We start from the raw sequence: 21,859 nt of genomic DNA, 5'->3' as shown, positions 1-21,859 counted from the left end.
TGCGACTTATCTCAAAATATGGAGGATAGAGCGATTCGGCGCCGAACATCGTCAGCCTTTGCAAAATGGCCGCGCTGGTGCCGGTCGGCCCGGTGCCGTGCACCGCTCTCTATCGTCCGGCCGGGTCGCGTTCATCCTTTCGGCGGATACCGGCGTGCGTCGACCCCGCCTAAAGTGGCCGGAAACGACACCCTTCCGGAGAACGACATGACGCACCCGCAACCCCGTACGATCGCCATCACCGGCGCGGGCACCGGCATCGGCGCTGCCTGCGCGCGCCGCTTCGCCGCCCGCGGCGATCGCGTCGTGCTGATCGGGCGGCGTCGGGCGCCGCTCGACGCGCTCGCCGCCGAGACAGGCGGCCTCGCACTCGCAGGCGACGCCGCAAGCACGGCCGACTGGGCGCGCTTGCTGCCGGAGATCGCAGAACGGTTCGGCCCGGTCGACGCACTCATCGCGTGCGCGGGCGGCCACGGCCTCGGCCGCGCGGACGAAACCAACGACGTGCGGTGGCGCAACGCGATGCATGCAAATCTCGACACCGCGTTCGTCAGCGCACGCGCGTGCCTGCCCGACCTGATCGCGCAGCGCGGCAGCATCGTGCTGGTTGCGTCGATCGCCGCGCTCGCGGCCGGGCCGGGCGTATGCGGCTATACGGTCGGCAAGCATGCGCTGCTCGGGCTCGTGCGATCGCTGGCACGCGACTACGGGCCGCACGGCGTGCGGGCGAACGCGGTGTGCCCGGGCTGGGTCCGCACGCCGATGGCCGATGCGGAAATGGAACCGCTGATGTCCGCGTACGGCGACACGCTCGACGGTGCATATGCGCGCGTGAGCGCCGACGTACCGCTGCGGCGCGCGGCCGATCCGGACGAAATCGCGGCCGTGTGCGCCTTCCTCGCATCGCCCGACGCGTCGTTCGTGACCGGCGCGACGCTCGTCGCCGACGGCGGCGCGATGGTCGTCGATGTGCCCACGCTCGCGTTCGACACGCTTTGACGTGCGGGGGCGACACGGCCGCACGATGCGTCGTCGAAGGCCGCCGCACGACGTGCCGCGCGCGTCGTCCGGCATGCCGTCGCATACACCCGGCCCTGCACGCGCTCCGCTCGTCCCCCGCCCCGGAAATCCGCTAACATCGACCGATCCCGTCGCCCACCGCGCGACACCGCCTCACCGTTCGGAATGCGATGAACATCCGGTTTCTTGAAACTTTCGTCTGGCTCGCGAAGCTGGAAAACTTCCGGCTCACGGCCGAGAAACTGCACACGACGCAGGCCGCCGTGTCGAGCCGCATCGCGTCGCTGGAAGAAGCATTCGACGTGCGGCTGTTCGACCGCAACACGCGCTCGGCCACGCTCACGCCCGCTGGCCGGCGCATGCTCGCATACGCTGAGCGGATCGTGCGGCTCGACGGCGAGATGCGGCGCGACATCGACGCGGCGAGCGATGCGGGCCTGATCCGGATCGGCGTGATCGAGTCGATCGTCCACAGCTGGTTTCCGGCGCTGATGGCGCAATTGCGCGAGCGCTATCCGCGCCTCGACGTCGAGATCACGAGCGACACGACGCTGCACCTGATCCGCCTGATGAGCACCGACGGCATCGACCTGATCCTGCAGACCGACCCGGTGCCGGGCCCCGACTTCACGAACCTGCCGCTGTGCGAATTCCCGGTACGCTGGGCGGCGAGCCCGCGTCTCGGGCTCGGTGGCGAACGGCTCGACGTCGCACGGCTTGCCGCATACCCGATCATCAGCTTCTCGCGCCACTCGGGGCCGCACGCGACGATCGAGCGGCTGTTCGCGGCCGTCGAGCGGCCGGCCAGCATCAACTGCATCACGTCGGTCGCCGCGATGATCCGGCTCGTCGCCGACGGCTTCGGCGTGGCCGCGCTGCCGCCCGCAATCATCGGGCGCGAACTGCAGGAAGGCGCGCTCGAACTGCTCGACGTCGAACCCGAATTCCCCGCGCTGCCGCTCGTCGCGTCGTACCGCACGCAGGGCCTGCCGGTTGCCGCGCGCATCGCGGAACTGGCGAGCGAAGTCGCGCGTGCGATGCCGACTGCGTCGGGTCATGCGAAGCCGAATGCATCGGCAAAGCCCGAGGCCGATGCCGATGTCAATGCCGTCGGCAAGGCCCCCGCCCGCACGGCGACAAAAACCAAAACCGCGCCGGCAAAACGCACGCCGAAATCCACATCGCCCGCCGCCCCGGCGAAACGCCGTCCGCGCCGCTCATAAGAAAACCTGTTCACCGCGAATTTGTTTTCTTGTTGGACGGGCGCAGCCCGTCTTCGGGACACTGCGGTTCCTGACACACCCCGTCACAAGGAACCCGCAATGACCCGCCTTTCCCTTCCGCACGGCCAGCTCTGCGTCTGGACGGATATCGATCCCGCGCACGAAGCCGACTTCAACGCGTGGTACGACCGCGAGCACATGCAGGAGCGTGTCGCGCTTCCCGGCTTCACGCATGCGCGACGGTTTCGCGCGACCGATAGCGGCCCGCGCAAATACCTCGCGCTGTACGTGACGGACACGCTCGACGTATTCCGCAGCGACGCGTACCGGCGCGCGTTCACGCAGCAGACCGCGTGGTCGCTCGCGAACTTCGAACGCATGACGGGCACGCAGCGGCGCGTCGGCGACCTGACGATCGAGGCCGGCGACGGCGAAGGCATGCATCTCGTGCTGTTCGTGCTGCCGCCCGAACACATCGACGTGCCGCACCTGCGCGAGCGCTTCGACGCGGCGCTGCGCGAACCGGGCATCCATGCCGCACGGCTGTTCCGCACCGCGCCGGACCTGTCCGCGCCGATCGGCGCCGATGCGGCGGCACGTCCGGCCGCCGACGCGCTCGTCCTGATCGAAGGCAGCGACGCCGCGGCCACGCGCCGCGTCGCCGCCGCCATCGCCGGTCACGACGACGTGCGCACCTTCGACCTGCTGTGGCGTGCGGCCGCGCCGCTGCCGGCTGCGCGCCGCAACACGGAAGCGAATCCGGCAACAGCAGCCACGCTGCTCGCCTGAACCCGAATCGCGACACCGGCCGTGCCGCGCGTCCACCGCTCTCGGCCGGCGCGCCAGCCCTCGCGCGTCACCCCGCCATCCTTCACGACATGCCCGACACCATGAGCACTCTCGCCCAGCTCGCCGCCCACGCGCCTCGCCGCGTCCGCAACAGCCGACTCGCGACCGCGAGCATGATCGGCACGTCGCTCGAGTGGTACGACTTCACGATCTACAACACGCTCGCCGCGCTCGTCTTCAACCATCTGTTCTTCCCGTCGGTCGATCCGCTGGCCGGCACGATACTCGCGTTCTCGACCTATGCGGTCGGCTACGTGTCGCGTCCGCTCGGCGGCTTCGTGTTCGGCAACCTCGGCGATCGCATCGGCCGCCGCGCGGTGCTGATGCTCACGCTCGTGCTGATGGGCGTGACGACCGCGCTGATGGGCGCGCTGCCGACCTATGCGCAGGCGGGCATCCTGAGCCCGATCCTGCTCGTCGCGCTGCGCTTCGTGCAGGGCGTCGCGCTCGGCGGCGAATGGGCCGGCGCGGTGCTGCTGTCGGTCGAGCACGGCGACCAGAAGCGGCGCGGGCTGTCCGCGTCGTGGACACAGATCGGCCCGTCGTTCGGCACGCTGCTCGGCACCGGCTGCATCGCGCTCGTGACGCTGGCCACCACGTCCGACTCCTTCCTGTCGTGGGGCTGGCGCGTGCCGTTCGCGGCCAGCGCGCTGCTTGTGGTGTTTGGCTTCTGGCTGCGCCGCGGCGTCGACGAGACGCCGCAGTTCGAGCAGCTCGCCGAATCGCACGCGACCGTCGACGTGCCCGTCGCCGAAGTGCTGAAATGCCACTGGCGGCGCCTGCTGATCGCCGGCGGTTCGCGGATCGGCTCCGACGTGCTGTACGCGCTGATCGTCGTGTTCACGCTGACCTACGTGACGACCGTGCTGCACCTGTCGCGCCCCGTTGCGCTGACGGCCGTGATGGTCGGCACGGCCTGCAACGCGCTCGCGGTGCCGTTCTTCGGTGCGCTGTCGGACCGCTTCGGGCGCCGTCCGGTGTACCTCACCGGCGCGATCGCCGGGATCGTGTGGGCGTTCGTGTTCTTCACGATGCTCGACACGGCGCGGCCGGGTGCGATCGTCGCGGCCGTCGCGATCGGCCTCGTGATCCATGCGGTGATGTACGGCCCGCAAGGCGCGTTCGTCACCGAGCAGTTCCCGACGCGCGTGCGTTATGCGGGCTCGTCGCTGGCCTACACGCTCGCAGGCATCGTCGGCGGCGGCTTCGCGCCACTCGTGATCGCCACGCTGTTCCGCCAGACGGGAACGACGACGGCCGTGTCGCTGTACGTCACCGCCGCGCTGGTCGTCACGTCGATCGCGCTCCTCGCCGCGCGCGAAACCGCGCACCGGCCGCTCGCGGATTGATTGTCGCAGCCAGCCGTTGCATTCCTTCGCACTTCAAACGGATACCCGCATGCAAACCCTGTCGTTCAACGTGATTTCCCGGCAACACGCACCGGACACCGTCGACGTCGAGATCGCGAGCGTCGTGATCGCCGGCTGGGCCGGCCGCGACCCGGACGCGATCCGCGCTCACATCGACGAACTCGCGGCACTCGGCGTCGCGCCGCCGTCCACCACGCCGTGTTTCTATCGCGTGTCGTCCGCGCTGCTCACGCAGGCGCCGTCGATCGGCGTGCTCGGCGCGCGCTCGGGCGGCGAGATCGAGTGCGTGTTGATCGACAGCCCGGTCGGCACGCTGGTGACGGTCGGCTCCGATCATACGGATCGGGAAGTCGAGGCCTACGGCGTCGCGGTGTCGAAACAGGTGTGCGCGAAGCCGCTCGGCCGCGATGCATGGCGCCATGCGGAGGTCGCCGATCACTGGGATGCGATCGAGATGCGTTCGTGGCTGGTTCGGCCCGACGGTGAACGCATCGCGTATCAGCACGGCGCGGTCAGCGGACTGCTCGCGCCGGATGCGCTGTGGCAGCGCTTCGACGACCGGCGCACGATGCCGGCTCGTTGCGCGATGTTCGGCGGCACCGTCGCCGTGCACGGCGCGATCGCGGCAATGGGCGACGGTGACGCGTTCGAGATGGAACTGCACGATCCGGTGCTCGGGCGCAGCCTGCGGCATCGATACGCGCTCGAGGTGTTGCCGGTCGTGGCGTGACGGCGTGACGGGGGGGCTGCGGGTGGCGGTGGGTGGCGCGTGGCGGGTGTGCAGGCATTGAAGGACGTGAACCGCAAGCGGGCTGGCCACCCGCCTGCGCCATCCGCCTTCGCCGCCCGGCGTCATCGCAAGCACCCCAGCCCCATCAGCGCTGCCTCCACCGCCGTATCGAGCGGCGTGACCGGCTCGCGGCCCAGCACCGCCGTCACCCGTGCGTTGTCCATCCGGAGCGGTTCGCGCCACAGATAACGCATCTCGATCATCTCGCGCATCGTCGTGACGAACGGCGCGGCGGCCCATACGAGCCACCACGGGAACTTGCGCACCGTCGGCCGCAGCCCATGCCGCTGCGCGACGCGGCGCACGGCCTGCGCCATCTGCGTGCCGTCCGCGTCCCAGTGACCGCCGAGATGGAAGCGCGCGAACGGCTCCAGCGTGTCGCGCCGCTCGATCAGCTCGACCATCGTGCGCGCGGCGTCCGGCAGGTACGCCCATTGATGGCCGACGCCCGGCCGGCCCGGCACGCTGATGGCGGCAACAGGTCGCCCGGCCTTGACGAGCCCCTGCCCGAACCAGTTGTTGCCCGCGTGCGCGCCGAAGAAATCGCCGGCCCGCACGACGATCGTGCGGACGCCCTGCGCGGTCGCCGCCTGCAGCCGCCGCTCCAGCTCGACACGGATCGCGCCCTTGCGCGTCACCGGATGCTGCGGCGCCTCCTCGCGCAACACCGGAAACGCGTCGGGGCCGTAGTTGTAGACCGTCCCCGGCAGCACGACGGTTGCCTGCGCCACCGTCGCCGCGGCGATCGTGTTGTCGATCATCGGCAGCACCTGCTCACTCCAGTTCCGGTAGCCGGGCGGGTTCACCGCATGCACGATCACGCTGCAGCCGTGCGCCGCGCGGACCACCGCTTCGCGGTCGAGCGCGTCGCCGCGCATCCAGACAATCCCCTCGCGCTCGACCGTCTCGGCGTCGAGCCTGCGCTTGAGCGCGCGCACCTGCCAGCCGGCGTCGCGCAACTGACGCGCGACCTCGCCGCCGATGCCTCCGCTCGCGCCGAGCACGAGTGCCTGTCGTTGTGTCCCGCCCGCGTTCGCCGTCATTGCCGTTCTCCGTGAATGAACCGTTGTCAGCACGCATTCTGGGCTTTGTCGGCTTCGCAAGGAATTGCCTAACCTGATGGATCGACTATACATTTATGCATGACCATCGATCTGAACTGGGAACGCTACCGCACCTTTCTGGCCGTGCTGACGGAAGGCTCGCTGTCGGGCGCGGCGCGCGCGCTGGGCATCACGCAACCGACGGCCGGCCGCCACGTCGCGGCGCTCGAGGCCGCGTTCGGCCAGACGCTGTTCACGCGCTCGCCGTCGGGCCTGCTGCCGACCGAGGCGGCGCTCGCGCTGCGCGGCCACGCCGAGGCACTGCGCAGCGCGGCGGCCGCGTTCGAGCGGGCGGCCGCGAGCCACGGCGCGGGCGTGCGCGGCACCGTGCGGATCTCGGCGAGCGACGTGATCGCGGTCGAGGTGTTGCCGCCGCTGCTCGCGCAGTTGCGGCGCGACCACCCGGGGCTCGTGATCGAATTGGTGCCGACCGACCGCATCCAGGACGTGCTCAAGCGCGAGGCCGACATCGCGGTCCGGATGGCGCCACCTGCGCAGGAAGCGCTCGTCGCGCGGCGCGTCGGCGAGATCGACATCGGGCTGTATGCGCGCGACGACTATCTGGCGCACAACGGCACGCCGTCGACGGTCGGCGAACTCGCGCATCACGCGCTGATCGGTTTCGATACGGTCACGCCGTTCATCCGCTCGGCCGGGCGCGGGATGCCGTTGTGGAAGCGCGATGCGTTCGCGCTGCGCACCGACAGCAATCTCGCGCAACTCGCGATGATCCGCGCGGGCTACGGGATCGGCTTCTGCCAGAACGGGCTTGCGAAACGCGATGCGCGGCTCGTGCGCGTGCTGCCGGACGGGCCCGCGATGAAACTGGAAACCTGGGTGGTCATGCACGAAGATCTGCGAACGAGCCCGCGTTGCCGCGCCGTGTTCGATACGCTGGCGAACGGGTTGCGTGCATATGCCGACGGGACGGCCGACTAGAAGGGCCTGTTCACGCTAATAACGGGCTTGCGCTGGCCCCCGGAAGGGCCGAGCGCAAGGAATGCGACGAAGCGAATACTCGACGTATTCGCGACGCGCTTGACGCGGCGATCGGCCCTTCCGGAGGCCAGCCCCACGAATGATTTTTTACTAACAGGGGAACGTGCCTTTCCGCTCGAACCCGCCGCGCAGCGGATCGCCGCGGCGCGCGCTACTCATAGATCTTGCCGGCGAACAGGATGTCCGCGATGCGCCGCCACGGGTTGTCGGGCAGGTCGTAGCAGCGCAGCCCTTCCTCGGACGCTTCGGCCCAGTCGACCATCGCCTCCAGGTACTCGCCGATCGAGCGGTTTTCCCAGCCGAGCGCGGCGGCCGCGTATGGCGCCGGCGGCACGTCGGCCTCGAGCTGGCGCTCCGTGTGCCAGTCATGGCCGAGCACGCGCAGGAAATGGATCAGCGAGCGCTCGTCGACCACCCGCTCCAGCGCATGCTGCAACCGCGCGGCCATCTGGCTTCTCAGTTCGTCGTTCATGCGTATCGTCCCCTGCCGGTTCGCCGGATACGTGCCGACGGCTCGACTTCACATCAGCAACTGCCGCGACAGCACCTCGCGCGCCTGCGTGACCGTCTCGCGTTCGCCCGGCATCGGCGGCGTCAGCGAGAACACCGCGTCGGGCAGCGCCGGCAGCCGGTATTTCGCGCCGAGCCGCACGAGGCCATCGCCGATCGCCGACGCGCACAGGCAGCCGACGCCGAGCCCCGCCGCGAGCATCGATTGCAGCCCCGCGACGCCCGACGCGCTGTGCACCAGTACGTACGGCGCGTGCTGCTCGTCGAGCGAGCGCACCGCGATCTGATGCATCATGCAGTCGTCCGGCAGCAGCACGAGCGGCAGCGGCTCGGGCAACTGCTCGGCGAGCGCGGGCGACGTGACCCACGACAGCGGCTCGCGCCGCAGCACCCAGCGCGTATCGGCCGACGCGGGCCGGAACGGGCCGCTCGACAGGTTCATCACGACACCGAGGTCGATCTGACCGCGCGCATGGGCGGCTTCGATCTCCGTGCTCTTCATCGCGCTCACATGCAGACTCAGTTGCGGGTAGCACTCCCGCAGCCGCGCGAGCAGGCCCGCGACTTCATGCGTCCGGTAGTAGTCGGTGATCGCGACGCGCAATTCGCCCTTGATCGCCTGTCCGCGCAGGTCGTCGAACGCGGCCTCGTTCAGCGCGACGATGCGCCGCGCATGCTGCAGCAGGCGCGCGCCGGCGGGTGTCGGCTCGACGCCGCGCTTGCTGCGCACGAACAGCGGCACGCCGGCGCGTGATTCGAGCTTGCGCACCTGCTCGCTGACCGTCGACTGCGACAGGTGCAGCTGCGGCGCCGCGGCCGTCAAGCTGCCGGCATCCGCCACCGCCGCGAACGTGCGTAACTGATCCAGGTCGAAACCGCGCATTGCCCTCTCCATCCATCGAATAACCCGATGGATGCTACCACCAATTCCCGCTTTTCCGAATCATCGACGGTCCCCAGAATATCGGTTCAACGGCCCGCCTGAACCCGTTTCGATCGGATTCAGCATACGGCCCTCATTCTTCCGGACCTTCGTTCATGACCGACAACACCCTCGTCCCTTGCGCGCCGGCCGGCGCGGCCGTCGCGGCACCGCCGCGCAGCCATCACGGCTGGGCGCTCGTGGTCCTGCTGGTCGGCGCCATTCTGCCGCCGCTCGACTACTTCATCGTGAATCTCGCGCTGCCGGCCATCCGCGACGGCATCGGCGCGCGGCCGGCCGAGTTGCAGCTCGTCGTGTCGGCCTACGCGTGCGCGAACGCGGTCGTGCAGATCACCGGCGGCCGTCTGGGCGACCTGTACGGCCGCAAGTGGATGTTCATGGTCGGAATGGCCGGCTTCGTCGTCGCGTCGGCGCTGTGCGGGCTCGCCGGCAGCGGCGCGGTGCTGGTCGGCGGCCGCGTGCTGCAGGGCCTGTTCGCTGCGATCCTCGCGCCGCAGGTGCTCGCGACGATCCGCAGCGTGTTCAGCCCGCAGGAGCAGGTGCGCGTGATGGGCTTCTACGGTTTCGTGTTCGGCCTCGCGGCCGTGATCGGCCAGCTCGGTGGCGGCGCGCTGATCAGCCTGCATCCGTTCGGGCTCGGCTGGCGCGCGATCTTCCTGGTCAATGTGCCGATCGGCATCCTCGCGCTGCTCGGCAGCTGGCGCTTCATCCCGGAAAGCCGGCCGCCGCGCGGCCAGCGCATCGACGTGCCCGGTACGGTGCTGCTGTCGCTGTTCCTGCTGATGCTCGTCTATCCGCTCACGCACGGACGCGAGGCCGGCTGGCCGCTGTGGATGGTCGCGTGCGTCGCCGGTGCGCTGCCGGTGCTTGGCGCGTTGCTGGCGGTCGAAGCGCGCCGTCTCGCGAGCGGCCGCGATCCGCTGCTCGACGTGCGGCTGCTGCGCAACCCGGTCGTCGCGCTCGGGCTCACGCTCGCCTTCCTGTTCTACATGCTGAGCGTGTTTTTCCTGAGCTACGGGATCTATCTGCAGGGCTGCATGAACTGGTCGCCGCTCGCGTCGGGGCTCGCGATCCTGCCGCTCGGCATCGGCTTCCTCGCGAGCCCGCTGCTGATGCCGCGGCTCGTCGGCCGGTTCGGCGGCTATCGCGTGCTCACGCTCGGCTTCGCGATGCTGACAGCCGGCGTCGCGACCGCGGCCGCGCTGGCCGGCGAACACGCGCCGGGCCCGGGCTTCTATGCGGGCATCGCGGCAATCGGGATCGGGCAAGGCCTCGTGCTGCCGTCGGTCGTGCGGATCGTGCTCGCGGAAGTCGACGCGGCCCGTGCTGGGGTCGCGTCGGGCATGGTCACCGCGATGTTGCAGATTGGCGCGGCGGTTGGTGCGGCGACGCTCGGCGGGCTGTTCTTCGCGCGGCTCGGCGCACATCCGGCCGCAGCCGACTACGTCGCGGGCTTCCGGACGGCGATGTGGGCGCTGACGGCCCTGCTGCTCGCGTGCATCGCGCTGTCGGCCGCGTTGGGGCCGATGCATCTGCGGGCGCGTGCCGCCGCGTGACGCTGCGCGGCCGGGAACGCACCCCGGCTACAGCGAAACGGGAACGATGCCGGCACGGCCGCTCGCCGGCATCGGCATCATTTCACTGCGGCTTCTGTTGCGGATGCCGCGCCTCCCATTCGGCCAGTTCGACGCGATAACGCGCCAGCGCCTCGTCGTACAGGTCGAAAACGCACGGCGAGCAACCGCTGTTGCAGCAGTCTTCCAGTTCGGGTTGTTCGGGCGGGGTCGGACGCGGATCGTCGTCAGGTGTATCCGCAGGGGAGGCAGGCTTGGTCACGGCTTCAGTCACACGATGTCGGACGAACAGTATACGGTGATGGTCAACGCCATGCGGGTACGCGCGCCCGCCGGGCCATGCATGCGCATCTGCCGCCGACCCTACGGTAAGGAGCCGCGTCATGGCTGAAGCAGTGAATCCGACGGAAGTCTGGGCGCCGTTCGGCGCGTTCTCGATGGCCGTGATCCAGGGCGACGGCCGGATCGTTCACCTGAAGGGGCAAGTGGCGCTCGACCGAGACGGCCAGGTGGTCGGCCACGGCGACATGCGCACGCAGGTGCGGCAGACGCTCGACAACATCCGCGACATGCTCGCCTCGATGAGCGGGCAGATGCAGGACGTGATCTCGCTCGTGCATTACGCGACCGACATCGACGCGTTCATGCAGGCCGGCGACATCCGCAAGACGTACTTCGCCGAGCCCTATCCGGTGACGACGACCGTCCAGGTCCAGCGTCTCTACCATCCCGATCTGCTGATCGAGATCACTGCGGTCGCTGAGATTCCGCGTGCGAGATTTCGCATGCCTTGACGATGCCGTGCTGCGTGCGGCCCGCCCCGTTACGCCACGCGCCCGCTCACCGGAATCGATGCGCCGGTGATCGCCTGCGCGTCGGCCGACAGCAGGAACCCGATCGTCGCCGCGAGCTGGTCGGGCCGGACCCAGCGCGAGAAGTCCGCGTCGGGCATGTCCTTGCGGTTCGGCGGCGTGTCGATGATGCTCGGCAACAGCGCGTTCACTGTCACGCCGCGATCGAGCAGCTCCGCCGCCAGCGCCTCGGTGAGCCGCGCGACGCCCGCCTTCGCGGCCGCGTACGCGCCCATCCCCGCGCCGGCCTTGAACGCCGCGCCCGCGCCGATGTTGACGATGCGGCCGGCCGGGCTTGCCACCAGATACGGCAGCGCGGCCTTCGACGCGTTCAGCGCCGTCTTCACGTTCAGTTCGTACATGCGGTCCCACGTGGCTGCATCGCCGTCGGCGATCGTCTGCCACACGAACGCGCCCGCGATGTTCAGCAGCGCGTCGACGCGGCCGAATTCGCGATTCACGGTGTCGAGCGCGCGCACGGCCGCCTGCGGATCGACGAGGTCGATGCCGCCGATGCGCAGCGCATCGGCCGGCACGCCGGGCAACGCCTGCGCGTCCGGCGCCGCGCCGCGGCCGATCAGCGCGACGCGGGCACCGCGCTGGCCGAGCCAGGCAGCCGTGGCGGCGCCGAGATGGCCGAATCCGCCGGTGATCGCGACTGCCTTGCCTTTCAGGTCGTGTTCCATCGATGAGCTCTCCTGGGTCGAGGATGGGTTGATGCGTGTTTCAGGGTCGATGCCGGCCGCGACGCGGGTGGGTCCGGCCGGCGTTTCGACAGCGTAGCGCCGTTCACGCTTCCGTGCGCACGGCGACGAGTTTGCGGCGGCGCAGTTCCTCCGTCGTTTCGCCCTGGTTGTCCGGACGCCAGCCCGGCGGCAGCATCACGAAACGCAGCGCGGTCCACACGTCGCGGGCCGTCGCGACGTCGCGGGCCAGGCTCGCCCAGTGCTCGAGCTCGACGACGAGCGGATTGCGCGAACGGGTCGGCGTGACGAGGCCGTAACGGCACGGTTCGTCGGCACGTTCGGCGACATAGGTGCCGAACAGCCGGTCGAACACGATCAGCACGCCGCCGTAGTTCGCGTCGAGGTAGTCGAGGTTCGACGCATGGTGGACGCGATGCGCGGACGGCGTGTTGAACACGTATTCGAGCCAGCCGAGCTTCGGCATCCACGTGTTGTGCAGCCAGAACTGGTACATCAGGTTGAACGACAGGATCGCGAGCACGGCTTCCGGACGCACGCCGAGCCAGACGAGCGGCGTAAAGAACATTGCCGCGCCAGCGATCTTGCCGGTCCAGCCGAGACGGAACGCGGACGACAAGGTGAGCTGGTTCGGCGAATGATGCACCGCATGGGTCGACCAGAAGAAGCGAACCCGGTGCGACGCGCGGTGATACCAGTAGTAGCAGAACTCCTGGCCGACGAACACGAGCAGCGCGAGCGCGACGCTGTGCAACGGGATCGTGAACAGCCGGTGCGTCCATGCGAAATCGAAGATCGGTGTCGCGAGCGACAGCGGCACCAGTGCAAGCAGCTTGCGGCCCGCGAGATCGGCAAGCGACAGCCAGACCTCGTTCCAGTCGAACGGCTCGGACTGGCGGCTGCGGCGCCAGGTGAGCACGGCCGCCTCGACGAGCGAAACGGCGATGATGAACAGGGTGACGTAGTACGCGAGCTTGCCGGTGGAGGTGAGCATGATGGGTCGTTCCTTCGGTTGAGTCGGACGCGTCATGTGCGGCACGTGCCGCGGTCGCGTCGAATGGAACGCACTGTAGTGGGCGGGGCGCGGTAAAGCCACGGAGGAAATGTGTCGCCGTATGTCGCCATACGTCGCCGTGCGTCGCCGCAGCAGCGGGCCGGGCAGGATTGCGGCCGTGGGCCTGCGTGAGCGGGGCCGGGAGGGTTTGCAGGCGCGTGTCGCGTTCGGCCAGCGGGAAATATGTCGGCGTATGTCATGACGCGGCGGTGGCCGAAGATGGAGCACGACATGATTTCGGGTGTCGCGGCTTCGCGATGCGCACGACGATCGAATGGCGTGGCTTGTTACGGGTCGTGGATATCTGCGGCATTCATCCGACGGTAAGCCGGGACACGGCACGGTGAATGGCGATCCGGCTGCGCTTCGGCAGTTGACGTTCGGTATCCGAAGCGCCTGTGCATCATCTTGTTACGTCGATCGCACAATCCGGCGCCGCAGCATCCATCCACGAATCGGTCGGCAAATATGTCGCCGTATGTCGCCGTGACATGAATGCGGACCGCGCGTGACACACCTTCCCGGATCGCGCCACAGTTCGAATGGTCACGACCGTCGCCGCCTGAGCCGCGCCAGGCCTGGAGCGCCGGCTCCCCACCGCGCCCGGCATCCGATTCGTCGTACCGAAAAAACCGCGCCACGTGTAACACCGCGACATCTTTTATGACGCGACGGGCGCGCGTCGCCGTCCTAAAGTTCGTCCCGTCGCCACGCCACCGCGTGCATCGAAACGAACCGCAAGGACACCCGATGAAAACCCGCCTCCTCGTCACCGCCACCCTCGTCACGCTCGCCAGCGCACCGGCCTTCGCCGGCTGGTCCGGCCACGGCACCGCCTACACGCCGCACGGCACCTACAGCGGCGCGCACGCCGGCTTCTGCGGCGGCGGCAGCTGCTCGCATGCGGGCGGCGTGATCGGCCCCGGCGGCGGCATCGCGACCAACACGGGCACCGTCACGCGCACTGCGCCCGGCCAGTTCTCCAACAGCGGCACGGCGGTCAGCCCCAACGGCCGCTCGGTCCAGCACAGCGGCGACACGAGCTGCGCGGACGGCACCTGCTCGCATACCGGTTCGCTGACGGGCTCGGACGGCCGCAGTGCGTCGACGTCGGGCAGCGTGACGCGCAACGGCCCCGGCCAGTATTCGTCGAGCGGTACGATCACCGGGGCGAACGGCAACACGGCCAGCCACAGCGCAGCGACGAATTGCGCGGGCTCGACCTGCTCGCGCTCGGGCACCGTGACCGGTGCGGACGGCCAGAGCGTCACGCATTCCGGCAGCGCGACGCGCGTGGCGCCGGGCGTCGTGACGACGTCGGGCGGCTCGACCGTCGTGCATGGCGGCACGGTGTCGACCGGCGGCACGGCCGTGATCCACGGCAGCACGACGGCAGGCGGCACGGTTGTCGTCGCCGCCGGTGCGGTGCCGGTGCCTGTCCCGGTGCCTGTCCCGGTGCCGGCCCCGGTCGTCGTTCCGGTCGCACCGCCCCCGCCGGCGGCCGTGGTCGTGACTGCACCACCGCCGGCAACCACGGCGGTCGCTGTCGCGTCGCCGGCGCCTGCAGCCGTCGTCACCACGCCGCCGCCCGCCCCCGTCGTCATTGCACCGGTGCCGCCCAGAACCATCGTCGTCACGCCGCCGAAGGTCCTGTACCTCGCGCCGCCGCTGCCGCGTTCCGTGTATGTCGCACCGCGCGCCGTGTATGTCGCCCACCCGCCGCGGGCGGTCGTCTGGGTACCCGCCCACTGGGCCGGCCGCGTGTGGGTGCCCGCGCACTGGGCGTGACGCGGCGCCGGCACCGCTGCTCGACCGAGCCGTTTCGTTTCGTTTTCCATCCGTTTCATCAACCATCCGGCCGGCGCAGACCGCCGGCCACGCAAGGAGAAACCCCCATGAAGTCCATCAAGAAGATGATTGCCGTCGTCGTTTTGTGTATCGTCTCAGCAGCAGCATCGGCGCAGCAGATGCCGGCTGGCGCCGCGAACGGCGGCGCTCGCGTCGAACGTGCGCTCATGCAGTTGCAGACCCGCTTCGCGAACGCGAACACGACGCACGACGGCAAGCTCACCCGCGAGCAGGCCGCCGCCGGCATGCCGATGGTTGCGCAGCATTTCGACGAGATCGACACGCAGCGCAACGGCTACGTCACGCTCGAACAGCTCGCCGGCTTCATGCGTCAGCGCATGGCGGCCCGCTGACCGCGGACGGCAACCCGGTCGCACGCCACGCATGGAGGCAGCCGATGGAACAGTCCTGCAGGATCATCGTGCTCGACGACGAAGCGGAGTTGCGCAACATGCTGCAACGCTTCCTCACCGGCCACGGCTTCCAGGTCCGCGCGGTCGCCGACGGCAAGCGGCTCGACCGCCTGCTGCAGCGCGAACCGCACGACCTGCTGGTGCTCGACCTGATGATGGAGCCGGAGGACGGCCTGAGCATCTGCCGGCGCCTGCGCGCGGAAGGCCAGACGCTGCCGATCCTGATGCTCACCGCCAAGGGCGACGCAGCGGACAAGGTCGTCGGCCTCGAGACGGGCGCCGACGATTACCTCGCGAAGCCGTTTCTCCCCGACGAACTCGTCGCCCGCGTGCGTGCGCTGCTGCGACGCCAGAAGATGGCGGCCGGCGAGCCGACGGTGACGTCGCAGCGGCTGCGCTTCGGCGCGTTCACGTTCGACGTCGGCCAGCAGACGCTGCTGCGCGACGGCGTGCCGGTCGAGATGCATTCCGCGCAGATGCTGCTGTTGCACGCGCTGGGTTCGTCGCCGAACCGCGCGGTGAGCCGCGAAAACCTGCTCGCCCGCGCCCGCGGGCGCGATCACGCCGCGCTCGATCGCAGCGTCGACGTGCAGATCCTGCGGCTGCGCCAGATCGTCGAGGACGATCCCGCGAAGCCGCGCTTCATCAAGACCGTGTGGGGCATCGGCTACATGCTGGTGGCCGGCATCGAATCGTGAAGCGCCTTCCGCTGCCGCGCTCGCTGCTCGCGCGCAACATCGCGCTGCTGGTCGCGCTCGTCGCGCTGTCGCTCGCCTGCTCGCTCGTCGTGCTGCTGCACTACGTGCAGCGGCCGCGCATCGAGCGCGCGTCGATCATTTTCTCCGACTACGTGCAGTTGCTCGACCGCACGCTTGCAAGCCTGCCGCCCGACAAGGGCCGCACGGTGGTCGCACAGCTCGGCGGCCAGGCGCTGCCGCCGCCCGCCGAGCCGCCGCAGGCACCGAGCCTGTCGGCGTTCTTCCGAACCTGGCAGCGCGACGTGTTCGTGCAGGCGCTCGGGCGTCATCTGCCGGCCGAGCTGCCGGCGCGCTGGCAGTCGAGCGACGACGAACGGCTGTGGATCCGCCTGCACGCGGCCGGCTCGCCGGTCTGGGTTCCGCTGCCGATGGCCGCCGACGCGCAGGCGAGCGGGATCACGACCGCCCTCGTGCTGTCGGTCGGGCTCGCACTGCTCGCCGCGCTGACCGGCTACCTAATCCAGCTGCACCTGAACCGGCCGCTCGATGCGCTGGCGCGCGCCGCGCAACGCGTCAGCGCGGGCGAGCGGCCGCCGCCGCTGCCCACCGACGGGCCGACCGAAATCGCCGACGTGAGCCGCGCGTTCAACCGGATGGCCGATGCGCTGCAACAGGCGGAGACGACCCGTTCGCTGATGCTCGCCGGTGTGTCGCACGACATTCGCACGCCGCTCACCAAGCTCCGGCTTGCGATCGCGATGGCCTTGCCGCGCGGCACGCACGATGCGCTCACCGAATCGGCCGAGCACTACCTGGACCAGATCGACACGATCCTGCAGCAGTTCATGGACTATGCGGGCAGCGGCGAGCGCGAAACGCCGCAAACCGGCGACCTGAATGCGCTGATCGGCCAGCTCGTCGCGGATTTCGCGGGGCTCGGCCATGAATTCGACTTCGACGAAGGCGACGTGCCCCCGTTCGCGTTCCGTCCGATCAGCCTGATGCGGCTGCTGATGAACCTGATGCAGAACGCGGTCGTCTACGGCCGGACAGGGCTCGGCGTGCGCACGTGGACCGAACGCGGCATCGCGTATGCGGTGGTCAGCGATCGTGGCAACGGCATCGGCGCGGCCGAACTCGAACGGCTCAAGGCGCCGTTCAGTCGGGGCGCGAACGCGCGCGGCCACTCGGGCGGCACCGGGCTCGGCCTCGCGATCGTCGACCGGATCGCGCGGCTGCACGGCGGATCGCTGACGTTCCGTGACCGCGACGGCGGCGGCCTCGAGGCCGTCGTCGCGCTGCCGCTCGACGCGCCCCACCCGGCCGCCGCGCCGCTTTCGTCCTGACCGCCGCGCGCGTCGGCACATGACATACGCCGACATAATTCCTGCGTGGCGTGTTGCACCCGATCTCCGCATACTTCGCCTGCGTGTTGCGCAACGGCATCGACCTCCCGCTCCGCCCGCGTCCACGCCCCGCTTCCGATCGTTCGCGTTCCTGAATGCCGCGACAGTATCGGCACCCTCACCCAGGCCACGGAGATCGACATGTCCCTTTCCCTTCACGCACTCGCCGCCCACGCCAAACGTCTGACCAGCGCCGCGCTGATCGCCGGCACCCTCGCCATGACCGGTTGCGCATCGACCGCCGCGACGACGAACGCTGCCGCGGCACCCGCCGCGCGCACGCTGCCGCAGGTTCATGCGGGCGTCGTCTACGTATCGACGTTCGACGTGGACGCGACCGACGTGAAGATCGACGGCGGGATGATCGGCAAGCTCGCGACGCTCGCGAGCGGTTCGTCCGCCGACGTGCAGCGGCAGCAGACCGCGCTGAAGGCGCGCCAGCAACTCGCCGACGCGCTCGTGCGCGAACTCCGCTCGCAGGGCATTCCGGCGCTGCGCGCGGACGGCCCGGTGCCGAACGAACGCGACGCGCTGGTCGTCCGGGGCCGCTTCGACACGATCGACGCCGGCAATCGCCGCCGCCGCATCCTGATCGGGCTCGGCGCGGGCAAGAGCGAAGTGGGCGCATCGGTCGCCGTGCTGTTCCAGCCCGCCTACGGCGCACCGCAGCCGCTCGCCACGTTCTCCGCCAGCGCGAACAGCGGCCACATGCCCGGCATGGTGGAAACCGCGGGTGTCGGCGCGGTGGCCGGACACGTCGCGACGTCGGCGGCGGTCGGTGCCGGCCTGCACGGCGCATCGGAAGCGAAGCACGACACGGTGGCATCGGATACGGACCGTCTCGCACGCTCGATCGCGAAACAGTTCGCGGCAAGGAACACGACGAACGCGTGGGTTGCGACCTCGGCGGCGAGCTGATCCGCCTGCGCGGCGCCTGCGCGGCACGATTGCGCGCACTCGCGGGCGGACGGGCATAATGCGCGATCACGTTGCGCCGCGCGGTGCGCCGTGATCGCGCCGGGCCCTTGAACGGCCTGTGCCGCTTCCGTATCGAAACCCGAATCTCAACCCGTCTATCCCATGCAAGTACTCGTCGTTGGCACCGGCAAGCTGGCAACCGAACTGCTCGGCTCGCACCGGCTCGACCCGGCAACCTGTCGCGTGATGGCCTGGTCGGACCCTGCACGCATCGACGCCCGTTCGATCGTCGTGCACGCCGGATCCGGCCGCGAGCTGCCCGCCGCGATCGCATTCTGCCGCGCAACGGGTTCGCCGCTCGTCGAGCTGTCCACCGGCTCCGACGTCGAGACCGGATCGCACGACTTCCCCGTCGTGCTCTGTCCGAATACGAATATCCTGATGCTCAAGTTCATGAGCATGCTGGAAACCAGCGGCCATCTGTTTCGCGACTGCCAGATCAGCGTGACGGAGTCGCACCAGGCCAGCAAAACTTCCGTGCCCGGCACCGCGGTCGGCATCGGCCAGTCGCTCGGCGTGCCGGCGCAGGACATCCACTCCGTGCGCGACCCCGACGAGCAGCGCGACGCACTGCAGATTCCCGACGACCAGCTCGGCCGCCATGCGTTCCACCGGATCCGCATCGAGGATGGCGCCTGCAGCCTGCAGTTCGAGTCCCGCGTGTACGGCGGGTCGCCCTACGCGGACGGCGTATCGCGAATCGTCGAGGCCGTCCGGCAGCACGAGCTCGAACCTCGCCGGTACTCGATCGTCGAGTTCATCCACAACGGCTGGCTGTAGACGCTGTAAACGCTGCAGGCCGTAGGTGCGACGGTGCGCGGGCCGGCCGCCGCGACGCGCCTGCCGGCACACCCGACAGCCGCGGTCGCGCCATCGGCGACGCTCGCGTCACCCGCCATCCAGCACGGCCCCGCTCTCCGGCAACGTCGCGCCGCCGTCGACGACGATCGTCTGCCCGGTGATATACGCCGCATCGGCCGACGCGAGAAACAGCATCGCGTTCGCGATGTCGTCCGGCTCACCCATCCGTGCGAGCGGAATGTCGCGCGCGATCTGCGCGGCAACCGACGCGTCGCCGAGATTGCCGGCCGCCGGCGTGCGGATCATCCCCGGCTCGACGCCGTTGACCGTCACGTTGCGGCGCGCGAGTTCGAGCGCCGCCGCGCGGATGAAGCCGTTCACGCCCGCCTTCGACGCCGCGTAGTGCGCGAGCCCCGGATAGACGACGCGCGGCCCGGTGACCGACGACGTGACGAGCAGCCGCCCGCCCCCCGCGCGCTCGAATGCCGGCAGCGCAGCCTGGGCAAGCCAGAACAGCGCCGACAGGTTGACCGACAACGTGCGCTCGAGCGTCGGCTCGTCGATCTGCGCAAACGGGGTCAGCGGAAAATACGCGGCGTTGTGAACGACCACGTCGAGCCGGCCGCCGTCGCGCTCGACCGCCGCGACGAGCGCGCCGAGTTCGTCGCGGCTCGCGGCGTCGACGCGATATGCGCGCGCATCGCCGCCCGCGCTGGCGAGTGCGTCGGCCTGCGCGGCAGCCGCGTCGCCGTTGAGATCGGCGAGCGCGACGAATGCATCGGATTCCGCGAAACGGCGCGCGATCGCCGCGCCGATTCCCTGCGCGGCGCCCGTGACCAGCACGACGCGTCCGCCGAAATCCGCACGCAGGCGGCCGCTGCCGAGCACGGCGTTCATCGCTGCGCCTCGCCGCCGAGCGGATGCTCGGTCTCGTTCAGCACCTGCGCATGCGCGCCGATCGGGAAATTCGACAGCGTGCCGAAATCGCCGCCCTGATAACCGAAGATCTTGCCGTCGGTCTTGCGTTGCGCGAGGTCGATCAGCACGACGCCGAGCGTCGGCACCACCTTCTCGCGCCACACGAACAGATACAGTTGCTCGGCTATCCTGAAGTAATGGCAGCGGTCGACGTCGGCCAGCCCGCCTTCGACGCCCTGCAGACACTGCCATGCGTAGAAGTTTTCGTTCAGGTAGATGTGCTCGTAGCATTCGGTGGGGCTGTAGCAGTACATCGTCCGCTTGCCGATCAGTTCGCGCGTGGGCCCATGCAGCGGGCCCGGCTGCGTGTGGCCGCCGAGCGTGCCGTGCCGGAACGCCGCATCGACGCCCGTGAGCGGCAGCCCGCGCGCGACGCGCGTGAACGCGTCGACACGCGTGTCGGCCTCGGTCGGCAGCGTGCCGGCCACCGACGTCCACACGCCGCTGCCGACATCGATCACGAGGCTGACGGACGTCGCGCGTGCTGCCGGGTCGATATAGTCGACGAAGTACAGGTCGTCGCGAAGCCGTGTGACGCGGCACGGCGCACGGCCGCTTGCGTCGGTCGCCGCGTCGCGCCATTGCAGCGCGCCCGCGTCGAACGTGTAGACGCGCCATGCGCCCGATGCGTCGCCGAGGGCCAGCGAGCGCCCGACGAGCGCGTTCACGGGCGCGAGGATGTTCGCGTCCGGCGCGAAGCCGTCCGCAAGCGCGCCTACCTGGATGAATACCGGATCCTGTCGTTCCACCTGCCGTCTCCCGCGCAGCTTCAGGCCCGGCGGGCCGTGTACGCTGCTCATGTGCACATGGTGCGGGCTGCGCGCGCCGCGCGGTATCGGCCAAAAGGATGAAGGGCGCGCGGCGCCGGAACGCGCTAAAGTGCACGTGATCCGCGCCGCTGCCGGCGCGAGGAGCACCCATGCACCGTGTCACCCATTACCGACGGAACGATGAAGGGATCGAGGCGATCAGCCTCGAGTCCGATCGCACGTTTCCGCGGCATGCGCACGACGAATTCGGAATCGGCGTGATCGTCAGCGGCGCGCATCGGTCCTGGAGCGGCCGCGGGCAGGTCGATGCGCTGGCCGGCGACGCGATCATGGTCAATCCCGGCGAAATGCACGACGGCATGCCGCTCGATGCGGGCACGGGCCGGCGCTGGCGGATGCTGTACCTCGCGCCCGCGCTGGTCGCGGGCGTCGCGGCGGAAGAAGGTCTCGGCGGCGTCGAGCTCGCGCATCCGGCCGTGCGCGATACGCAACTCGCCGCCGCCTTCGGCCGCTTGCATGCACGAATCGTCGCGGCAGACACGCTGCCGCTCGCCCGCGACGAGGCGCTCGTCACGCTGGTCGCGGCGCTGCTTGCGCGGCACTCGAACCGCACGCTGCCGGCCGCCGGTATCGCGCCGGCGATCCGCGTGGCACGCGAGCGGCTCGATGCAGCACCCGCCGCACCCGTTTCGCTGGCCGAACTCGCCGGCCTGAGCGGCGTGAGCCGCTTCCAGCTGCTGCGCGGGTTCGCTCGCGAACTCGGCATCACGCCGCACGCGTATCTTTTGCAGTCACGTACTCGCCTGGCGCGTGCACTGCTCGCGAGCGGCCAACCGATCGCAGATGCCGCGGCCGAAGCCGGATTTGCCGATCAGAGCCACCTGACGCGTGCATTCGCACGCCAGTTCGGGATCACGCCGGGGCGGTTCACGCAGGCCGGCTGACAGGTTTCCCTGCCCCGGCACGGTTACCACGGG

General features: G+C 69.7%; 23 protein-coding genes. 15 read left to right on the top strand and 8 right to left on the bottom strand.

Going from position 1 to position 21,859, the window contains the following annotated elements:
• Nucleotides 1–207 precede the first annotated feature (207 nt).
• The 5 genes from DIE15_RS22670 to DIE15_RS22650 all read left to right on the top strand — a co-directional run bounded on the left by DIE15_RS22670 (nucleotide 208) and on the right by DIE15_RS22650 (nucleotide 5,192).
• Nucleotides 208–999: an SDR family NAD(P)-dependent oxidoreductase gene (locus DIE15_RS22670; protein ID WP_124834394.1), complete on the top strand. Its 792-nt coding sequence runs from the start codon at nucleotides 208–210 to the stop codon at nucleotides 997–999.
• Between the two features lie 191 nt (nucleotides 1,000–1,190).
• Nucleotides 1,191–2,243 carry a LysR family transcriptional regulator gene (locus DIE15_RS22665; protein ID WP_124834393.1) on the top strand — a complete coding sequence of 351 codons (1,053 nt, stop codon included), beginning with the start codon at nucleotides 1,191–1,193 and terminating at the stop codon, nucleotides 2,241–2,243.
• Nucleotides 2,244–2,342: 99 nt separating this feature from the next.
• Nucleotides 2,343–3,032, top strand: coding sequence for a DUF4286 family protein (locus DIE15_RS22660; protein ID WP_124834392.1), 690 nt, complete (start codon nucleotides 2,343–2,345; stop codon nucleotides 3,030–3,032).
• Between the two features lie 89 nt (nucleotides 3,033–3,121).
• The gene (locus tag DIE15_RS22655; RefSeq protein WP_124834391.1) at nucleotides 3,122–4,441 is read left to right on the top strand and encodes an MFS transporter; all 1,320 of its coding nucleotides are present in this window, start codon (nucleotides 3,122–3,124) and stop codon (nucleotides 4,439–4,441) included.
• Nucleotides 4,442–4,490: 49 nt separating this feature from the next.
• Complete coding sequence (locus DIE15_RS22650; protein WP_124834390.1) at nucleotides 4,491–5,192, top strand: DUF2848 domain-containing protein; 702 nt, start codon at nucleotides 4,491–4,493, stop codon at nucleotides 5,190–5,192.
• Nucleotides 5,193–5,314: 122 nt separating this feature from the next.
• Here the strand turns inward: DIE15_RS22650 and DIE15_RS22645 are convergent, their stop codons facing one another.
• Nucleotides 5,315–6,295 (bottom strand): NAD-dependent epimerase/dehydratase family protein, encoded by a 981-nt coding sequence (locus DIE15_RS22645; protein ID WP_124834389.1) that lies wholly within the window; start codon nucleotides 6,293–6,295, stop codon nucleotides 5,315–5,317.
• Nucleotides 6,296–6,394: 99 nt separating this feature from the next.
• Here DIE15_RS22645 and DIE15_RS22640 point away from each other — a divergent pair, with 99 nt between their 5' ends.
• On the top strand, nucleotides 6,395–7,294 hold the full coding sequence (locus tag DIE15_RS22640; RefSeq protein ID WP_124834388.1) for a LysR family transcriptional regulator: 900 nt from the start codon (nucleotides 6,395–6,397) through the stop codon (nucleotides 7,292–7,294).
• A gap of 211 nt (nucleotides 7,295–7,505) precedes the next feature.
• On the opposite strand, the gene DIE15_RS22630 is transcribed toward DIE15_RS22640, so the two are convergent.
• Both DIE15_RS22630 and DIE15_RS22625 read right to left on the bottom strand, forming a co-directional pair.
• Nucleotides 7,506–7,826 carry a hypothetical protein gene (locus tag DIE15_RS22630; RefSeq protein WP_057928811.1) on the bottom strand — a complete coding sequence of 107 codons (321 nt, stop codon included), beginning with the start codon at nucleotides 7,824–7,826 and terminating at the stop codon, nucleotides 7,506–7,508.
• A gap of 48 nt (nucleotides 7,827–7,874) precedes the next feature.
• Nucleotides 7,875–8,747, bottom strand: coding sequence for a LysR family transcriptional regulator (locus DIE15_RS22625; RefSeq protein ID WP_124834386.1), 873 nt, complete (start codon nucleotides 8,745–8,747; stop codon nucleotides 7,875–7,877).
• A gap of 155 nt (nucleotides 8,748–8,902) precedes the next feature.
• Between DIE15_RS22625 and DIE15_RS22620 the strand changes: the two genes are divergently transcribed.
• On the top strand, nucleotides 8,903–10,363 hold the full coding sequence (locus DIE15_RS22620) for an MFS transporter (RefSeq protein ID WP_124834385.1): 1,461 nt from the start codon (nucleotides 8,903–8,905) through the stop codon (nucleotides 10,361–10,363).
• A gap of 82 nt (nucleotides 10,364–10,445) precedes the next feature.
• Here DIE15_RS22620 and DIE15_RS22615 read toward each other — a convergent pair whose 3' ends face one another.
• Nucleotides 10,446–10,655, bottom strand: a complete 210-nt coding sequence (locus DIE15_RS22615; protein WP_409364312.1) for an oxidoreductase-like domain-containing protein — start codon at nucleotides 10,653–10,655, stop codon at nucleotides 10,446–10,448.
• Nucleotides 10,656–10,764: 109 nt separating this feature from the next.
• On the opposite strand from DIE15_RS22615, the gene DIE15_RS22610 reads away from it, so the two are divergent.
• The gene (locus DIE15_RS22610) at nucleotides 10,765–11,175 is read left to right on the top strand and encodes a RidA family protein (protein ID WP_124834384.1); all 411 of its coding nucleotides are present in this window, start codon (nucleotides 10,765–10,767) and stop codon (nucleotides 11,173–11,175) included.
• 29 nt (nucleotides 11,176–11,204) lie between these two features.
• On the opposite strand, the gene DIE15_RS22605 is transcribed toward DIE15_RS22610, so the two are convergent.
• Both DIE15_RS22605 and DIE15_RS22600 read right to left on the bottom strand, forming a co-directional pair.
• Nucleotides 11,205–11,918, bottom strand: a complete 714-nt coding sequence (locus DIE15_RS22605) for an SDR family NAD(P)-dependent oxidoreductase (RefSeq protein ID WP_057928816.1) — start codon at nucleotides 11,916–11,918, stop codon at nucleotides 11,205–11,207.
• Between the two features lie 103 nt (nucleotides 11,919–12,021).
• Complete coding sequence (locus DIE15_RS22600) at nucleotides 12,022–12,930, bottom strand: sterol desaturase family protein (RefSeq protein WP_124834383.1); 909 nt, start codon at nucleotides 12,928–12,930, stop codon at nucleotides 12,022–12,024.
• 810 nt (nucleotides 12,931–13,740) lie between these two features.
• Between DIE15_RS22600 and DIE15_RS22595 the strand changes: the two genes are divergently transcribed.
• From DIE15_RS22595 to DIE15_RS22570, 6 genes are all read left to right on the top strand, one after another.
• Nucleotides 13,741–14,778 carry a hypothetical protein gene (locus DIE15_RS22595; RefSeq protein ID WP_124834382.1) on the top strand — a complete coding sequence of 346 codons (1,038 nt, stop codon included), beginning with the start codon at nucleotides 13,741–13,743 and terminating at the stop codon, nucleotides 14,776–14,778.
• A gap of 107 nt (nucleotides 14,779–14,885) precedes the next feature.
• The gene (locus DIE15_RS22590; protein WP_124834381.1) at nucleotides 14,886–15,191 is read left to right on the top strand and encodes an EF-hand domain-containing protein; all 306 of its coding nucleotides are present in this window, start codon (nucleotides 14,886–14,888) and stop codon (nucleotides 15,189–15,191) included.
• Between the two features lie 44 nt (nucleotides 15,192–15,235).
• Complete coding sequence (locus DIE15_RS22585) at nucleotides 15,236–15,949, top strand: response regulator (RefSeq protein WP_057928818.1); 714 nt, start codon at nucleotides 15,236–15,238, stop codon at nucleotides 15,947–15,949.
• Entirely contained in the window at nucleotides 15,943–17,295 is a 1,353-nt protein-coding gene (locus DIE15_RS22580; protein ID WP_124834412.1) for an ATP-binding protein, read from the top strand. Before DIE15_RS22585 ends, DIE15_RS22580 begins: the two co-directional genes overlap by 7 nt.
• 201 nt (nucleotides 17,296–17,496) lie before the next feature.
• A complete protein-coding gene (locus DIE15_RS22575; protein ID WP_124834380.1) occupies nucleotides 17,497–18,273 on the top strand; it encodes a DUF4410 domain-containing protein in 777 nt (258 codons plus the stop codon).
• Between the two features lie 162 nt (nucleotides 18,274–18,435).
• A complete protein-coding gene (locus tag DIE15_RS22570; RefSeq protein WP_124834379.1) occupies nucleotides 18,436–19,113 on the top strand; it encodes a dihydrodipicolinate reductase C-terminal domain-containing protein in 678 nt (225 codons plus the stop codon).
• Between the two features lie 108 nt (nucleotides 19,114–19,221).
• On the opposite strand, the gene DIE15_RS22565 is transcribed toward DIE15_RS22570, so the two are convergent.
• The gene (locus DIE15_RS22565) at nucleotides 19,222–20,031 is read right to left on the bottom strand and encodes an SDR family oxidoreductase (protein ID WP_124834378.1); all 810 of its coding nucleotides are present in this window, start codon (nucleotides 20,029–20,031) and stop codon (nucleotides 19,222–19,224) included.
• Nucleotides 20,028–20,861 carry a molybdenum cofactor biosynthesis F family protein gene (locus DIE15_RS22560; protein ID WP_124834411.1) on the bottom strand — a complete coding sequence of 278 codons (834 nt, stop codon included), beginning with the start codon at nucleotides 20,859–20,861 and terminating at the stop codon, nucleotides 20,028–20,030. The genes DIE15_RS22565 and DIE15_RS22560 overlap by 4 nt, the downstream gene beginning before the upstream one ends.
• A 170-nt stretch (nucleotides 20,862–21,031) precedes the next feature.
• On the opposite strand from DIE15_RS22560, the gene DIE15_RS22555 reads away from it, so the two are divergent.
• A complete protein-coding gene (locus DIE15_RS22555; protein WP_124834377.1) occupies nucleotides 21,032–21,826 on the top strand; it encodes an AraC family transcriptional regulator in 795 nt (264 codons plus the stop codon).
• The last annotated feature ends 33 nt before the right edge of the window (nucleotides 21,827–21,859 follow it).

Source organism: Burkholderia sp. Bp9031 (assembly GCF_003857965.1).
Lineage (GTDB): Bacteria > Pseudomonadota > Gammaproteobacteria > Burkholderiales > Burkholderiaceae > Burkholderia > Burkholderia ambifaria_A.
The sequence above is the reverse complement of the archived record's forward strand: the minus strand, read 5'-3'. Positions and strand labels throughout refer to the sequence as shown.

Excerpts from the sequence above, each read along its gene's own strand:
- DIE15_RS22610 (WP_124834384.1), top strand. The coding sequence starts at position 10,765 with ATGGCTGAAGCAGTGAATCCGACGGAAGTCTGGGCGCCGTTCGGCGCG.
- DIE15_RS22670 (WP_124834394.1), top strand. The coding sequence starts at position 208 with ATGACGCACCCGCAACCCCGTACGATCGCCATCACCGGCGCGGGCACC.
- DIE15_RS22640 (WP_124834388.1), top strand. The coding sequence starts at position 6,395 with ATGACCATCGATCTGAACTGGGAACGCTACCGCACCTTTCTGGCCGTG.
- DIE15_RS22645 (WP_124834389.1), bottom strand. The coding sequence starts at position 6,295 with ATGACGGCGAACGCGGGCGGGACACAACGACAGGCACTCGTGCTCGGC.
- DIE15_RS22620 (WP_124834385.1), top strand. The coding sequence starts at position 8,903 with ATGACCGACAACACCCTCGTCCCTTGCGCGCCGGCCGGCGCGGCCGTC.
- DIE15_RS22625 (WP_124834386.1), bottom strand. The coding sequence starts at position 8,747 with ATGCGCGGTTTCGACCTGGATCAGTTACGCACGTTCGCGGCGGTGGCG.
- DIE15_RS22660 (WP_124834392.1), top strand. The coding sequence starts at position 2,343 with ATGACCCGCCTTTCCCTTCCGCACGGCCAGCTCTGCGTCTGGACGGAT.
- DIE15_RS22665 (WP_124834393.1), top strand. The coding sequence starts at position 1,191 with ATGAACATCCGGTTTCTTGAAACTTTCGTCTGGCTCGCGAAGCTGGAA.
- DIE15_RS22585 (WP_057928818.1), top strand. The coding sequence starts at position 15,236 with ATGGAACAGTCCTGCAGGATCATCGTGCTCGACGACGAAGCGGAGTTG.
- DIE15_RS22570 (WP_124834379.1), top strand. The coding sequence starts at position 18,436 with ATGCAAGTACTCGTCGTTGGCACCGGCAAGCTGGCAACCGAACTGCTC.
- DIE15_RS22600 (WP_124834383.1), bottom strand. The coding sequence starts at position 12,930 with ATGCTCACCTCCACCGGCAAGCTCGCGTACTACGTCACCCTGTTCATC.
- DIE15_RS22590 (WP_124834381.1), top strand. The coding sequence starts at position 14,886 with ATGAAGTCCATCAAGAAGATGATTGCCGTCGTCGTTTTGTGTATCGTC.
- DIE15_RS22565 (WP_124834378.1), bottom strand. The coding sequence starts at position 20,031 with ATGAACGCCGTGCTCGGCAGCGGCCGCCTGCGTGCGGATTTCGGCGGA.
- DIE15_RS22555 (WP_124834377.1), top strand. The coding sequence starts at position 21,032 with ATGCACCGTGTCACCCATTACCGACGGAACGATGAAGGGATCGAGGCG.
- DIE15_RS22655 (WP_124834391.1), top strand. The coding sequence starts at position 3,122 with ATGCCCGACACCATGAGCACTCTCGCCCAGCTCGCCGCCCACGCGCCT.
- DIE15_RS22650 (WP_124834390.1), top strand. The coding sequence starts at position 4,491 with ATGCAAACCCTGTCGTTCAACGTGATTTCCCGGCAACACGCACCGGAC.
- DIE15_RS22605 (WP_057928816.1), bottom strand. The coding sequence starts at position 11,918 with ATGGAACACGACCTGAAAGGCAAGGCAGTCGCGATCACCGGCGGATTC.
- DIE15_RS22630 (WP_057928811.1), bottom strand. The coding sequence starts at position 7,826 with ATGAACGACGAACTGAGAAGCCAGATGGCCGCGCGGTTGCAGCATGCG.
- DIE15_RS22575 (WP_124834380.1), top strand. The coding sequence starts at position 17,497 with ATGTCCCTTTCCCTTCACGCACTCGCCGCCCACGCCAAACGTCTGACC.
- DIE15_RS22595 (WP_124834382.1), top strand. The coding sequence starts at position 13,741 with ATGAAAACCCGCCTCCTCGTCACCGCCACCCTCGTCACGCTCGCCAGC.